The sequence below is a fragment of the Pseudomonas sp. MONT-RG-20F-20-E-7-02 genome (assembly GCF_022662395.1).
Classification (GTDB): Bacteria; Pseudomonadota; Gammaproteobacteria; order Pseudomonadales; family Pseudomonadaceae; genus Aquipseudomonas.
On the sequence record NZ_JAKNQN010000011.1, the window covers coordinates 100764 to 114711 of the forward strand.

Genomic DNA, 13948 nt, shown 5'->3' on the forward strand with positions numbered 1-13948 from the left:
CGCTCCAAAGCTACTTGACAAGGACTTCAATGGCTAATACCAAAGACTTATTCGACTCAATCGAAAACACAAAACCATTAAGCAGCAAGGCTACTGCTCCTGTGTTTTTCTTGCCATTGCATGAATAAATCCAAACACTTCCGCACAGCGCTTATTATCAAGAATGAGTGCAACTTTCTGGTTTAAACTTTGCAGAGACCGAACCAAAGGATCGGCAATAACATCCTCCACATAAATCTCTATACATAACCCAAGAACTACTATCTGAACCTTGCCTTCTTTCCCAACCGGCAATGTCATTATTTGTTCGAGAACCCCACTCCAGTCTACGAACACCAAAACCCTAACGTTTGAAGGCGCACTAGATCGACCAAGTAAGTACTCGCCTATAGAATGTAAAACCTTACCAGAAAAGCCATTAACCCCTTCATAATCGCCCCATGAACCAGCACAGGAACGCCACAACAAACTCAGCGCGAAATAATATAAATCTTCTTCATCAAGAGTCACTGGTGGGTATACCGGATAAAACCTTGCAAAATCGTCCCCCTCATAACACGTTACCTGGCGAAGTTGCTCCTTAAGTAAAAATCCAGGCTTCCTGAACCAGTACTTTGAAATTATATCTTCACGAGTAGAAAACAACTGCTCGCAGCTCGAACATAACAAATACTTTTTATATTGGTAATCAGTTGGACTAGCGAGATTCCTTTTCGACCTAACAAAAACTGGTGACGCCTTTTGCCTTTTAGATTTACCAATAACCCTATAAGCACACTTAGGGAGCAAATGACTACACCTTAAGTCATCAGATTCCTTGCACAACGCACATAAAACCACCAAACCTCCCAACAACCCAAAAAAATAGAAATTAAAAATATTCATCTCGCCGGCCAGCTATATAGATTAGCACTAGGAGTGCTTAAAACTAAATATGCCATACACCTCTATACGCTAGCCGGTCAATAGCGGAAGCAACTCTGCATCCCGAGGCGGCAAAACATCATATGAAGCATCAAGACAGCGCGGCACGGTGCGCGCGCTAGGAGGTAACTATGCAAACAGAAATATTATCAGACGAGGAGTTAGCCGACCTTACCGGCTACAAGCGTCGAGCAGATCAACGAAAATGGCTCAAGGATCGAAGCTGGGCTTTCGTTGAGAGTCGTGGCGGCCGGCCCTTAGTCGGCAGGATGTTCGCCCGCATGAAACTGGGCATCGTTAGCGCGACCATATCTGAACAAAGCCCACCGCCAGCGCGCCTCGCTTGGACACCAGACTTCTCCAGGGTAAATTGATATGCGCCCCCGTAACATCGAAAACAGAGATTTGCCGCCTGGCATGGTACGGCGTAAGCGTGCCAGGAAAAATGGGAAGGTCTGGGTCGGCTACTACTACCGTGACTCTGCCGGCAAAGAAATTCCGTTGGGCACAGACTTGAGCAAAGCGCGCTTGAAGTGGGCCGAACTGGAAGCCAAGGAAAAACCGGCCGATCTGACAATGATGAAGGGGATCTTTGACCGCTACGCGCGCGACGTCATTCCGAAAAAGGGTCAACGGACCCAGAGGGACAACATGGCGGAATTGAAACAGCTCCGTCCTACGTTTGATGAAGCACCCATCGACTCAATTACGCCGTTTAACATCGCCGGTTACCGTGATGCCCGCTCAGCGAAGGTTCGTGCCAACCGCGAGATCGCGCTTCTGTCCCACGTTTTCAACATGGCCAGGGAGTGGGGGCTCACGGAGCGGGAGAACCCTTGCCAGGGAATCAGGAAGAATAAGGAGGCGCCGCGTGATTACTACGCCAACGCGGCTGTTTGGGATGCCGTCTACGCGGTTGCCGAACAAGAACTCAAGGAAGCCATGGACCTGGGCTATTTGACCGGACAGCGGCCTGCTGACGTACTGATCATGCGCAGCGACGATACCGAGGGTGACTACTTCCTGGTAACGCAGGGCAAGACCGGCCAGAAGCTTCGAATCTTGATGCGTACGGAAGCCGGGGAAAACAGCTTGGGGAGATTGGTCAGAGAGATCAGCGAAAGGAATGTCGGTCATTCGTCCAAGTACCTGTTGATCAACAGATACGGAAAGCGGATGACGAAGGGGATGCTGCGCTTGCGCTGGGACAAGGCGCGGGAAAAAGCAAAGCAGAACGCCATCGAACAAGGCGACCCGCTGCTCGCGGCCAAGATTGGAGGCTTTCAGTTCCGCGACATCCGGCCGAAAGCCGCGTCGGAAATCATCGATATCGGGGATGCCAGCCTGCTGCTGGGACACAGTAAACAGGAGATCACAAAGCGGGTTTACAGGAGGATTGGCGCCACCGCGAAACCGTCCAAATAGGCAAAGTTTCGGAACTCCTACCCGAAAGTTTCGGAACCCCTGCCATAAGCAGCACAAACCTTCCCAAACCCCAGAAACGCAAAAGCCCCGCTTTCGCGAGGCTTTCGTGTAAATCTTGGCGGGAAACCAGGGATTCGAACCCTGGGAACGCTATTAACGTTCGCCGGTTTTCAAGACCGGTGCATTCAACCACTCTGCCAATTTCCCTTTTGCATCACAGGATTATAATAGCCCATCCCGTGTCAGCGGGCGCCATAATACCCGAATGAAACACACTGTCAAACTCTTGCCATCGCTTGTTACAGGGCGTCTGTTATGATCCTTGCGACTGAATGTTTCAAAACTGAAGGAGTGTCGCCATGCGCGAACAGAATTACGCAGTGAATGGTCACGCGCAGGCTGAGCAGCTTGAAGTCAGCCGCGTGTTGCGCAATACGTACGGCTTGCTCGCCCTCACCCTCGCGTTCAGCGGCGTGATGGCGTATGTAGCGCAGCAAATGCGCGTTGGCTACCCGAATATCTTTGTCGTGCTGATCGGCTTCTACGGTCTGTTTTTCCTGACCAACAAGCTGCGCGACTCGGCCTGGGGCCTGGTGTCGGCGTTTGCCCTGACCGGTTTCATGGGGTTCATCCTCGGCCCGATCCTTAACCGTTACCTGGGCATGGCCGGCGGCGCGGAAGTAGTCAGCTCGGCCTTTGCCATGACGGCCCTGGTGTTTGGTGGCCTGTCGGCCTACGTGCTGATCAGCCGCAAGGACATGAGCTTCCTCGGCGGTTTCATCACCGCAGGCTTCTTCGTGCTGCTGGCAGCGGTTGTCGCCGGCATGTTCTTCCAGATCAGCGGCCTGCAGTTGGCGATCAGCGCCGGTTTCGTGCTGTTTTCCTCCGTGTGCATCCTGTTTCAGACCAGCGCGATCATCCACGGCGGTGAGCGTAACTACATCATGGCGACCATCAGCCTGTATGTATCGATCTACAACCTGTTCATCAGCCTGTTGCAGATCTTCGGCATCATGAGCCGTGATGACTGATTGCTAGCGCTATAAAAAATGCCCCGTATCGTGAGATACGGGGCATTTTTGTTTGCGCAGGTTCAGTACCTGTTGGGTTCCATTTCCAGTTCAACCTTGAAGCGCTCGGCAATGTCCTGCTGGATCCGCAACGCCAGGTTGGCAATGTCGTGCCCGGTGGCCGAGCCATAGTTGACCAGCACCAGCGCCTGCAGCTTGTGCACGCCTGCATCGCCCTCGCGAAAGCCCTTCCAGCCGGCCTTGTCGATCAGCCAGCCGGCGGCGAGTTTCATCTGCCCATCCGCCTGCGGGTAGGCCACCAGGTCCGGATACAGCGCCTGTAGCTCTGCGGCCAGAGCCTGGGACACCAGCGGGTTCTTGAAAAAGCTCCCGGCATTGCCCAGCTCAGCCGGGTCCGGCAGTTTTTCACGGCGGATGCTGCAGATCGCCCGGCTGACGTCGCTGGGCGTTGCGTCGGTGATCCCCTGCCCGGCCAGGCGCTGCTGCACCGGGCCGTAGTCGAGCTTCAGCTGGCTGGCGCGGCTCAGCGCAAAGCGCACGCGCAGAATCAACCAACGCCCGGTCTCGTGTTTAAACAGGCTGTCACGGTAGGCAAAGTTGCACTCTTGCAGGCTGAAATCCCGCAGCTCGCCGGTCTGGCGATCCAGGGCGGTCAGGCCGGCAAACACATCCTTGATCTCCACACCGTAGGCACCGATGTTCTGCATCGGCGCAGCGCCTACGGTGCCGGGGATCAGGCTGAGGTTTTCCAGGCCACAAAAACCGTGTTCCAAGGTCCACAGCACAAACGGATGCCAGGCCTCGCCTGCTTCGGCTTCGACCACCACGTGCAGGCCATCATCCTGTAACACGCGAATGCCTTGGGTTGCCATGCGCAGCACCAACGCCTGGATATCCTGGGTCAGCAGCAAGTTGCTGCCACCGCCGATCACCAGCAGCGGTAACGCGTGGGCAGCCGCGTAGGCCACGGCTTCGCGCACATCGGCATCGCTGTGGGCCTCGGCGAACAACTTGGCGCGCACATCGATGCCAAAGCTGTTGAATGGCTTGAGCGATACCTGCGCAAGCACCTGCAAGGTCATAACCGCCCCTTCAATTCGATCACCAATAAATCACAGGCACGCTCGATCAGGTCGAGGACCCGTTCAAAGCCTTGTTCGCCTTCGTAGTAAGGGTCTGGCACCTCGTCCACTTCAGCCGCAAAACGGCGCAGGAACAAGTCCAGCTCCGCCTTGCCCTGCGCCGGGCGCAGCGCCTTGAGGTTGCGCAGGTTGCTGTGGTCCATGGCCAGGATCAAGTCATAACGCGCAAAGTCGGCGCGCGAGACTTGCTGGGCCCGCTGCGCCGACAGATCATAACCGCGCACCAGAGCTGCACGCTGGCTACGCTGGTCCGGTGGGTTGCCTACATGCCAGTCGCCGGTGCCGGCCGACGCGACCTCGACCTGGCCCGCCAAGCCCGCTTCGCGCAACTTGTGGCGCAACACGCCCTCGGCGGTGGGCGAGCGGCAGATATTGCCCAGGCAGACAAACAGGACTTCCATCAAGCCCCCAGCAGGCGACGCACGCGCTCAAGGTCTTCCTGGGTGTCGACGCCGGCCGGCGGCGCTTCCAGTGCATCGCCCACATGGATACGCACGCCGTGCCACAGCGCACGCAGTTGCTCCAGGGATTCGGTGTTTTCCAACCAGCATGGGCCCCAACTGACGAAGTCATGCAGGAAACCGGCGCGGTAGGCGTAGATGCCGATGTGACGGCGGTATGGCACGCCCTCCGGCAATACGTCAGGGTGCTTGGCGAAGGCGTCGCGCGCCCAGGGCAGAATCGAGCGGCTGAACGTCAACGCGAGGCCATTGATGTCCGTGACAACTTTGACCACGCTCGGGTTGAACAACGTGTCGATGTCCTCGATGGGCTCGCTCAAGGTCGCCATGCTCGCTTCAGCGTGGGCCGCCAGGTTGGCGGCCACCTGGTCGATCACGCACGGCGGGATCAACGGCTCGTCGCCCTGCACGTTGACCACGATCGCATCCGGCGCCAGGCCAAGCTGCGTGGCGACTTCAGCCAGGCGATCGGTGCCGGAGTTGTGGTCTTCGCGGGTCAGTACCGCTTCAGCGCCAAAACCCTTGCAGGCTTCGATGATGCGCGGGTCATCGGTGGCGACCACTACCCGTTCGGCGCTGCTTTTGCAGGCCTGTTCCCACACCAGTTGAATCATCGGCTTGCTGCCGATCAATTGCAGCGGCTTGCCCGGCAGGCGGGTCGATGCGTAACGGGAGGGAATGATAACGGTAAAGGCGGTGGTCATTTATCCAGGCGCTCATCGGTGGTCAGGGTACGGGCTTCGCTCTCGAGCATCACCGGGATGCCATCACGGATCGGGTACGCCAGGCCGGCGCCCTTGCTGATCAGCTCGGTTTTGTCGGCGCTGAGCTTGAGCGGGCCTTTGCAGATCGGGCAAGCGAGGATGTCGAGCAGTTTGGTGTCCATGAGTATTTCCTGGAAAAAGCGGTTAAGGCAAAAGTCGGGCGGGCAGCAGGCGCATCAGTTGTGTGTCGAACCAGGCTACAAATGCCGGCGACGGCACCGCATCCACCGCAAGGTACCACCAGTCAGGCTGGGCAAAGGCGCGGCACTTCACCGCGTCCTTTTCGGTCATGACCAAGGGTAATGACGGCGTGAAATTCAGGACGTCTGCGCTGTAGGGCGCATGGTCGGCAAACGCATGGGGTATTGGCCGCCAGTGTAGCGTTTCAAGGGTATTGAAGAAACGTTGCGGGTTACCAATACCGGCGACTGCGTGCACCTGCTGGCCTGCCGGAAAATGATCGGGCGGTTGGCGCTCAGCGGTTTTCAAGTTGATCAGCGCCGTGGGCAACAGGCGGAAAGCAAAACCACCCTCGCGATCCGCGGCGGCACCGTTATAGAGCACCGCATCGACGCTTTGCAGGCGCTCCTCGGGCTCGCGCAAAGGCCCGGCCGGCAGGCAATGGCGGTTGCCCAAGCCACGGGCGGCGTCGATCAGCACCAGCTCAAGGTCGCGGGCCAGGCGGTAATGCTGCAGGCCATCGTCGGAGAGGATCAGGTCCATCGGCTCGCTGGCGAGCAGCGCCTTAACCGCGCGGCTACGATCAGGATCAATCATCAGCGGCACGCCGCTACGTTGCACGATCAGCAATGGCTCATCGCCAGCCACGTCAGGGCTATGGCTGGCATCGACCCGCCATGGCAACTGCGGCGGTTTTGCGCCGTAGCCACGGCTGACCACCCCAACGCGCAAGCCACTGCGCCGACAATGCTCGATCAGCCACAGGATCAGCGGCGTCTTGCCCGTGCCGCCGACAGTGATGTTGCCGACCACCACCACCGGCACCGGCGACTGGTAGATCTGGCCCTCGCCTGCAAGGAAGCGGGCACGCTTGCGTTGCACCACACCGCGATACAACGACTCGAGCGGGCGTAGCAGCGCCAGCGCCGGATGCCCCTCGTACCAGGCTTTGAGCAAACGATCGGAGATGGCCATCAGGGTTGCGTCGCCGCCTCAACGGTGGTCATGCGCAAATGGGTGAAGCCGAGCTTGCCGGCCGCGTCCATCGCGGTGATCACGGCTTGATGCTGGGTTTTGCCATCGGCACTGATCGACAGCGGCATTTGCGTATCACCGCCGGACTCTTTCTGCAGGGCATCCATCAGGCTGTTGAGATCGTTCTTCTCCAGCAACTGGTTATTCACCGAAAACACGCCATCGGCGCTGATGGCGATGTCCAGTTGCTTGACTTGCTGATCCTCGGCCGGCGAGCCGCTTACCGCTTCCGGCAAGTCGACGCGCAGTTGGGTTTGCCGGGTGAAGGTGGTGGTGACGACAAAAAACAGCAACAGGATGAACACCACGTCGATCAACGAGGCCAAATTGATATCGACATTTTCCCGTTGCTTGCGGCGAAACTTCACACTCGGCCCTCGACAAAATCGACATCACGATCGCCCTGCACCACTTCCACTAGCTTGATCGCTTCCTGTTCCATGCCGACCACCAGCTCGTCGATGCGGCGCTGCAGGAAACGGTGGAAAAACACCGAGGGAATACCGACCATCAGGCCCGCAGCCGTGGTGATCAAGGCCTTGGAGATACCGCCGGCCAGCACCGCCGCGTTCGTGGTCATGCCCGAGCCCATGAACGAGCTGAAAATATCGATCATGCCCAGCACCGTGCCCAGCAGGCCCAGCAATGGCGCCATGGCGGCGATGGTGCCAAGCGCATTGATGTAGCGCTCCATTTCATGGATGACCCGGGCGGCGGCTTCTTCAATGCACTCTTTCATGATCTCGCGGCCATGCTTGGAGTTGGCGAGGCCGGCGGCGAGGATTTCACCCAAGGGCGAATTGGCGCGCAGTTCCTTGAGCTTGTCTTTGTCCAGTTGCTTGTTCTTGATCCAGCCCCACACCTGCCCCAACAGATGCTCGGGGGTGATGCGGCTGGCGCGCAGGGTCCAGAGGCGTTCGGCGACGATGCCGAGTGCGGCGATGGAACTCAAGATGATCGGCAACATCATCCAGCCGCCGGATTTGACCAATTCCCACACAGTGAATGTCCCCTCGAAAAAGTGCGCCACTTTACCATATAGGTTCGCCGGCGGGGCTCGTCGGCCACAGACCCGCCCGTCGCCGGCCTTTGCCAATGGTAACGTCGGGTTACAGTAGCGCTTCGCGCCAGAAACGGCGTTGACTGCGCGCAACAACCGGGGCTTGAAAGGCGCCCAATTGCAGACGTACGGCGCCCTGCTCGGCGCTGTCGTAGACACGGCTGCCCAAAGCCCGATAACGCTGCATCACCTGTGGATGCGGATGTCCGAATGCGTTGCCACGGCCACGTGAAATCAGCACCGAGGTGGGCGCAAGCCGCTCTAGAAAGGGCCCGGATGAAGAGCTGCGACTGCCATGGTGCGGCGCTTGCAGCCAATCGGTCGGTACGGCCAAGGCTGAAGCGAGAAAGGCCTGTTCGGCAGCGCGATCAATGTCGCCGGTCAGCAACAGGCGTTCGCCATTGGCCTGGACCCGTAACACACAGGATTTCGGGTTGCTGTCAGTGGCGCCTGGCCACCTCCATAACTCGAACGACACGCCATCCCACTCCCATCGCTCACCACTGACACACGGCTGAACCGCAAGCAATGCTGGCAACCCTTCGACCTCGCCACCCACGACCCGCTTCACCGCTAGCGCGCGGGCGACGGCTGCCGCACCGCCCGCATGATCGGCGTGAGCGTGGCTGATCAGCATCATGTCCAACGCCTCTATCCCGAGCTTCCTCAAGGCTGGCACCACCACGCGTTCGCCCATGTCAAATGCCCCCGAGCGCGGCCCGGCGTCGTACAGCAAGGTGTGATGGCGGGTGCGCAGGATCAACGCTTGCCCCTGGCCGACGTCCAACTGGGTCACCTCCACCTGCCCATGCGGCACCAGTTGCCTGGGTGGAAAAACGGCCAGCAACAGCATTGGCCAACCCAGCAGCCGGAACGGCACGCCTTTGGGCAACAGCAATAACACCGCACCGGCCAGGCTCACCCACCCATAACCCAGCGGCACCTCGGCCGGTATCCAGGCCGGGCTTTGCCCTGCCAGCAGCGCCAAACCCTTGAACAGCCCATCCAGCGCGCCGCCGGCCAACCACAACAGGCCCGCCCCGACCAACGGCACCGCCAGCAACGCAGTGCCCAGCAAAGCCAGCGGCAACACCACGAAGCTGATCCACGGCACCGCCAATAAATTCGCCAGCGGCGCACTCAGGCTGATCGGCAACCCCAGCACCAGCAATACCGGAAACAAGCCAATCGCAATCAGCCATTGGGGACGCGTCCACAACTGCCACCAGTTCCAGGCGCCCAAGCGCCCGCTGAACGCGAGCACCAGCACCGCGACGGCGGCGAACGACAACCAGAAGCCCGGTTGCAAACTGGCCAATGGCTCCAGCAGCAATACAGCATTGAATGCCAGCAACAACGGCCACCACACGCCCAAATGTCGAAAGCGCAAACGCCAGAGCAGAACCAGCCCGACCATCACACATGCGCGCTGCACCGGCACGCCGAACCCCGCCAATAAGCCATAGCCCAGCGCGGCGGCAAACGCCAGGGCGCACGCCCATGGCAGCCACGGCAAGGCGCGGGGCCAGCAGCCGTAGCGCGCCAGCCCGGCCACCAAGCCGTAGATCAGCCCCGCCAGCAAACCGATGTGCTGGCCCGAGATCACCAGCAGGTGCACCGTGCCGGTGTCTTGCAACACCCGCCAGTCCTCAGTGCCCAGCCCCGAGCCGTCGCCCAGCACCAGCGCTGCCAAACCCGCCTCGCGGCCCTGGGCATCGACGCTGCTCAGGCGCTGCCGGAGGCTGTCGCGCCAGGCGTTGCGGGCCGGGGCCAGGCGTTGGCCATCTTTCACCGAGCCGGTTGCGCCAATGCGCTGGGCCAGTAGCCAGGCTTCATAGTCAAAGCCATGAAAATTGAGCAACCCTGAAGGCCGCTTCAGCGTGACCGCCAGGCGCCAACGCTCGCCACTGCTTACCTGCGGGCCACCATGCCAGGACACGCGGATGCGCTTCGGCAGTTGAGCCTTGCGCGAGCGGTTGTCGGTCAACTCGAAGCGTACACCGGTGCTTGTCTGTTGCGGCAGCCCGACTATGCGCCCCTCTACCCAACGCGTCTGGCCATCCAGTGCAGGCGTAAGGCGATCATCCAGGGCCGACTGTGCGCTCAGGCAGGCCCAACTGATCCCAAGCAGGAAAAACGCTAACGGGTGGGTGCGAAAAGGCAACAGCATCAGTGCGACAACCGCCATTGCCAGCAGCCAACCGGTAGAAGGCAGCGCTGGGAAAAATCGCAGCGACAGTAGGCCAAGTCCGAGGGCAAACATCCCAGTTCTCATGAATCATCCTTTTCAAGTGATCCATCAGTCTTAGTTGGCCCACCCGCACGGCCTATGATGTTTTGTCACAAAGTCTGAATTTTCTGTTTATAGAATGCGGGCATACTTGCCCCTCGAACTGACCTGGACCCCTTATGCCCCGGCGCCTATTCAAACGGTACATGCCCGATCCCACGAGTATCCGGGAACACAAGTCCTTACGATTTCTCGGCAAGTTGCTGCATGACCCCAACCTCTGGCACCTGAACCGGCATTCAGTAGCACGTGCCATGGCCGTTGGTTTGTTCGCGGCGTTCATCCCGATTCCGTTGCAGATGTTATTGGCGGCGGTCTTGGCGATTGCCGTGCGCGGCAACATGCCGATTGCCGTCAGCCTGGTGTGGCTGACCAACCCGATCACCATGCCGTTCGTATTCGTCGGCACCTACCTGACCGGCGCCTGGCTGATGAATGTGCCGCCGCGCAGCCTCCCCGACAACCTGACCTGGGAATGGATCAGCAGCCAGCTGAGCACCCTGTGGCAGCCGTTCCTGCTGGGCTCGGTGGTCTCGGGACTGGTGTTGGGGGCACTGGCCTATTGCCTGACCATGGGCTACTGGCGCTGGTGGGTCGCGCACCAGTGGAAGAAACGCAAACAGCGTCGCGCGTGACGGTCACAAGCGCCCTTCTCCTGATCGTCAATAAATCCCGCCACCCCGCACCACGCCTCCACAGGCACGCCTAGCCTGCTCCGCCAATCGCCCCAAGATTGCCGCATAACATTAATTTGCGAGATTCCAGGCCGCGCAAATGGCTACACTGCGCAGGTGGCGTGGGCCGGATGCCTGCGCGGATGATTGATATCAATGTGGTAGCAGGAGAGTGGCGTGCTTAGAAGAATGGGGATAAAAGGCCGCGTACTGTTGCTGACCTTATTACCGACCAGCCTGATGGCCCTGTTGTTGGGGGGCTATTTCACCTGGATGCAGCTCTCGGAGTTGCAAACCCAATTGCTGCAACGCGGCGAAATGATCGCCGAGCAACTGGCGCCATTGGTGGCCCCGGCCCTGAGCAGCAGTAACACCGATTTGCTCGAACGCATCGCCACCCAATCCCTGGAACAGCCCGATGTACGCGCAGTGTCATTCCTCGCGCCGGACCGCTCGCCCCTCGCCCACGCGGGCCCGACCATGCTTAACCAACCACCGGTCGGCAACAGTTCCCACCTGCTGCAGCGCACCGGCAATGACGCCACGCGATACCTGCTGCCGGTGTTTGGCCGCCACCGCAACCTCGCCGGCGAGCTGATCCCGGACGAAGCTGACCGCCTGCTGGGCTGGGTCGAAGTGGAGCTGTCCCACAATGGCATGCTGCTGCGCGGCTATCGCAGCCTGTTCGCCAGCCTGCTGTTAATTGCCATCGGCCTGATCTGTACCGCCGCGCTGGCCCTGCGGATCAGCCGCACGATCAATTCGCCGATCGGCCAGATCAAACAGGCCGTGGCCCAGCTCAAGGACGGCAACCTGGAAACACGCTTGCCGCCACTGGGCAGCCAGGAACTGGACCAGCTCGCGTCGGGCATCAACCGCATGGCCGAAACCCTGCAAAATGCCCAGGAAGAGTTGCAGCACAGCATCGACCAGGCCACGGAAGACGTGCGCCAGAACCTGGAAACCATCGAAATCCAGAACATCGAGCTGGACCTGGCACGCAAGGAGGCCCTGGAGGCCAGCCGTATCAAATCAGAATTCCTGGCCAATATGAGCCATGAAATCCGCACGCCGCTCAACGGCATTCTCGGCTTCACTCACTTGCTGCAAAAAAGCGAGCTGTCGCCGCGTCAGTTGGATTACCTGGGCACTATTGAAAAGTCCGCCGACAACCTGTTGGGCATCATCAACGAGATCCTCGATTTCTCGAAAATCGAAGCCGGCAAGCTGGTGCTCGACAGCGTGCCGTTCAACCTGCGCGACTTGCTGCAAGACACCCTGACCATCCTCGCCCCCGCGGCCCATGCCAAGCAGCTCGAACTGGTCAGCCTGGTGTACCGCGACACGCCGCTGGCGCTGGTCGGCGACCCGTTGCGTCTCAAGCAGATCCTTACCAACCTGATCAGCAACGCGATCAAGTTCACCCGCGAAGGCACCATCGTGGCTCGGGCGATGGTCGAGGACGAACAGGAAGACAGCGTGCAACTGCGCATCAGTGTGCAGGACACCGGCATTGGCCTGTCCAATCAGGACGTGCGCGCGTTGTTCCAGGCCTTCAGCCAGGCCGACAATTCGCTGTCACGCCAACCGGGTGGCACCGGCCTGGGCCTGGTGATTTCCAAGCGCTTGATTGAGCAGATGGGCGGCGAAATCGGCGTCGACAGCACGCCGGGCGAAGGCTCGGAGTTCTGGATCAGCCTGAGCCTGCCCAAGACCCGTGACGACGTTGACGACCTGCCTTCTGCGCCGCTGCTTGGCCGGCGTGTGGCGGTATTGGAAAACCACGAACTGGCGCGCCAGGCCCTGCAACACCAGCTGGAAGATTGCGGCCTGGAAGTCACCCCGTTCAACACCCTGGAAAGCCTGACCAACGGCATCACCAGCGCGCACCAGACTGAACAGGAGATTAGTTTGGCCGTGCTCGGCGTCACCGCCAATGACATTCCGCCCGAGCGCCTCAACCAGCATCTGTGGGACCTTGAGCACCTGGGTTGCAAGGTGCTGGTGCTGTGCCCGACCACTGAACAGATGCTGTTCAACCAATCGGTGCCCAACCCCAACAGCCAATTGCAGGCCAAGCCGGCCTGTACGCGCAAGCTGCGCCGCGCCCTCGCCGACCTGATCAGCCCACGCCCCTCGCGCAGCGAACCCGGCGAGCCACTGTCCAGCCGCGCACCACGAGTACTCTGCGTGGACGACAACCCGGCCAACCTGCTGCTGGTGCAAACCCTGCTCGAAGACATGGGCGCCAAGGTCCAGGCCGTGGAAAGCGGTTACGCCGCCATCGACGCCGTAAAGCAGGAAACCTTCGACCTGGTCTTGATGGACGTCCAAATGCCCGGCATGGACGGCCGCCAAAGCACCGAGGCGATCCGCCAATGGGAAAGCGAGCGCCACGGCACGCCGTTGCCGGTGGTCGCCCTCACCGCCCACGCCATGGCCAACGAAAAACGTGCCCTGCTGCAAAGTGGCATGGACGACTACCTCACCAAACCCATCAGCGAACGGCAACTGGCCCAAGTGGTGTTGAAATGGACCGGCCTGGCCCTGCGCAATCAAGGGCCGGAACGCGTGACCGACGGTGTTGGCAGTGGCGCGCAACTGTTGGTACTCGACCATGAGGAAGGCCTGCGCCTGGCCGCCAACAAGACCGACCTGGCCGCCGATATGCTCGCCATGCTGCTGGCGTCCCTGGAAGCCGACCGCCTGGCCATTACCGTCGCCCGCGAAGCCAAAGACAATAACGCCTTGATCGAACGCGTCCACCGCCTGCACGGCGCCACCCGCTACTGCGGCGTGCCGCAACTGCGCGCCGCCTGCCAACGCGCGGAAACCTTGCTCAAGCAAGACGACGCCAAGGCCATGGCCGCGCTGGACGAACTGGACATGGCGATCGCCCGGCTGGCCAGTGAGGCACGCGTCAGCGCGTGAGGCTACTTGCTTGGGGGACGGCCCGCTCCCA

At 60.0% G+C, this 13948-nt stretch carries 14 protein-coding genes and 1 tRNA gene; 5 read left to right on the top strand and 10 right to left on the bottom strand.

Features of this window, described 5'->3' with window-relative positions:
• Positions 1–90 precede the first annotated feature (90 nt).
• The gene (locus L8I05_RS25960; protein ID WP_242173942.1) at positions 91–885 is read right to left on the bottom strand and encodes a hypothetical protein; all 795 of its coding nucleotides are present in this window, start codon (positions 883–885) and stop codon (positions 91–93) included.
• Positions 886–1055: 170 nt separating this feature from the next.
• Between L8I05_RS25960 and L8I05_RS25965 the strand changes: the two genes are divergently transcribed.
• Together L8I05_RS25965 and L8I05_RS25970 are read left to right on the top strand one after the other, a co-directional pair.
• Positions 1056–1298, top strand: a complete 243-nt coding sequence (locus L8I05_RS25965) for a DUF4224 domain-containing protein (RefSeq protein ID WP_242173947.1) — start codon at positions 1056–1058, stop codon at positions 1296–1298.
• A gap of 1 nt (position 1299) precedes the next feature.
• Positions 1300–2349: a tyrosine-type recombinase/integrase gene (locus L8I05_RS25970; RefSeq protein ID WP_242173996.1), complete on the top strand. Its 1050-nt coding sequence runs from the start codon at positions 1300–1302 to the stop codon at positions 2347–2349.
• Between the two features lie 116 nt (positions 2350–2465).
• Here L8I05_RS25970 and L8I05_RS25975 read toward each other — a convergent pair.
• Positions 2466–2556 (bottom strand) — tRNA-Ser (locus tag L8I05_RS25975).
• 152 nt (positions 2557–2708) lie between these two features.
• Between L8I05_RS25975 and L8I05_RS25980 the strand changes: the two genes are divergently transcribed.
• Complete coding sequence (locus tag L8I05_RS25980) at positions 2709–3380, top strand: Bax inhibitor-1/YccA family protein (RefSeq protein ID WP_159955664.1); 672 nt, start codon at positions 2709–2711, stop codon at positions 3378–3380.
• A 62-nt stretch (positions 3381–3442) separates the two neighbouring features.
• On the opposite strand, the gene murB is transcribed toward L8I05_RS25980, so the two are convergent.
• From murB to L8I05_RS26020, 8 genes are all read right to left on the bottom strand, one after another.
• On the bottom strand, positions 3443–4462 hold the full coding sequence (gene murB / locus L8I05_RS25985; protein ID WP_242174015.1) for a UDP-N-acetylmuramate dehydrogenase: 1020 nt from the start codon (positions 4460–4462) through the stop codon (positions 3443–3445).
• Positions 4459–4923 carry a low molecular weight protein-tyrosine-phosphatase gene (locus L8I05_RS25990; RefSeq protein WP_242174017.1) on the bottom strand — a complete coding sequence of 155 codons (465 nt, stop codon included), beginning with the start codon at positions 4921–4923 and terminating at the stop codon, positions 4459–4461. The genes murB and L8I05_RS25990 overlap by 4 nt, the downstream gene beginning before the upstream one ends.
• Positions 4923–5687 carry a 3-deoxy-manno-octulosonate cytidylyltransferase gene (gene kdsB / locus L8I05_RS25995; RefSeq protein ID WP_242174034.1) on the bottom strand — a complete coding sequence of 255 codons (765 nt, stop codon included), beginning with the start codon at positions 5685–5687 and terminating at the stop codon, positions 4923–4925. The genes L8I05_RS25990 and kdsB overlap by 1 nt, the downstream gene beginning before the upstream one ends.
• Positions 5684–5869: a Trm112 family protein gene (locus tag L8I05_RS26000; RefSeq protein WP_003174668.1), complete on the bottom strand. Its 186-nt coding sequence runs from the start codon at positions 5867–5869 to the stop codon at positions 5684–5686. Before L8I05_RS26000 ends, kdsB begins: the two co-directional genes overlap by 4 nt.
• Before the next feature lie 22 nt (positions 5870–5891).
• Positions 5892–6902 carry a tetraacyldisaccharide 4'-kinase gene (gene lpxK / locus L8I05_RS26005; protein WP_242174052.1) on the bottom strand — a complete coding sequence of 337 codons (1011 nt, stop codon included), beginning with the start codon at positions 6900–6902 and terminating at the stop codon, positions 5892–5894.
• A complete protein-coding gene (locus tag L8I05_RS26010; protein WP_159955654.1) occupies positions 6902–7330 on the bottom strand; it encodes a biopolymer transporter ExbD in 429 nt (142 codons plus the stop codon). The genes lpxK and L8I05_RS26010 overlap by 1 nt, the downstream gene beginning before the upstream one ends.
• Complete coding sequence (locus L8I05_RS26015) at positions 7327–7962, bottom strand: MotA/TolQ/ExbB proton channel family protein (RefSeq protein WP_106579832.1); 636 nt, start codon at positions 7960–7962, stop codon at positions 7327–7329. The genes L8I05_RS26010 and L8I05_RS26015 overlap by 4 nt, the downstream gene beginning before the upstream one ends.
• A 109-nt stretch (positions 7963–8071) precedes the next feature.
• Entirely contained in the window at positions 8072–10297 is a 2226-nt protein-coding gene (locus L8I05_RS26020) for a DNA internalization-related competence protein ComEC/Rec2 (protein WP_242174056.1), read from the bottom strand.
• A gap of 134 nt (positions 10298–10431) precedes the next feature.
• Here L8I05_RS26020 and L8I05_RS26025 point away from each other — a divergent pair, with 134 nt between their 5' ends.
• Both L8I05_RS26025 and L8I05_RS26030 read left to right on the top strand, forming a co-directional pair.
• Positions 10432–10947: a DUF2062 domain-containing protein gene (locus L8I05_RS26025; protein ID WP_159955650.1), complete on the top strand. Its 516-nt coding sequence runs from the start codon at positions 10432–10434 to the stop codon at positions 10945–10947.
• Positions 10948–11163: 216 nt separating this feature from the next.
• Positions 11164–13917 carry a response regulator gene (locus L8I05_RS26030; protein ID WP_242174060.1) on the top strand — a complete coding sequence of 918 codons (2754 nt, stop codon included), beginning with the start codon at positions 11164–11166 and terminating at the stop codon, positions 13915–13917.
• Positions 13918–13948 lie beyond the last annotated feature (31 nt).

Coding starts and splice junctions, on each gene's coding strand:
- L8I05_RS25960 (WP_242173942.1), bottom strand. CDS start 885: ATGAATATTTTTAATTTCTATTTTTTTGGGTTGTTGGGAGGTTTGGTG.
- L8I05_RS25965 (WP_242173947.1), top strand. CDS start 1,056: ATGCAAACAGAAATATTATCAGACGAGGAGTTAGCCGACCTTACCGGC.
- L8I05_RS25970 (WP_242173996.1), top strand. CDS start 1,300: ATGCGCCCCCGTAACATCGAAAACAGAGATTTGCCGCCTGGCATGGTA.
- L8I05_RS25980 (WP_159955664.1), top strand. CDS start 2,709: ATGCGCGAACAGAATTACGCAGTGAATGGTCACGCGCAGGCTGAGCAG.
- murB (WP_242174015.1), bottom strand. CDS start 4,462: ATGACCTTGCAGGTGCTTGCGCAGGTATCGCTCAAGCCATTCAACAGC.
- L8I05_RS25990 (WP_242174017.1), bottom strand. CDS start 4,923: ATGGAAGTCCTGTTTGTCTGCCTGGGCAATATCTGCCGCTCGCCCACC.
- kdsB (WP_242174034.1), bottom strand. CDS start 5,687: ATGACCACCGCCTTTACCGTTATCATTCCCTCCCGTTACGCATCGACC.
- L8I05_RS26000 (WP_003174668.1), bottom strand. CDS start 5,869: ATGGACACCAAACTGCTCGACATCCTCGCTTGCCCGATCTGCAAAGGC.
- lpxK (WP_242174052.1), bottom strand. CDS start 6,902: ATGGCCATCTCCGATCGTTTGCTCAAAGCCTGGTACGAGGGGCATCCG.
- L8I05_RS26020 (WP_242174056.1), bottom strand. CDS start 10,297: ATGAGAACTGGGATGTTTGCCCTCGGACTTGGCCTACTGTCGCTGCGA.
- L8I05_RS26025 (WP_159955650.1), top strand. CDS start 10,432: ATGCCCCGGCGCCTATTCAAACGGTACATGCCCGATCCCACGAGTATC.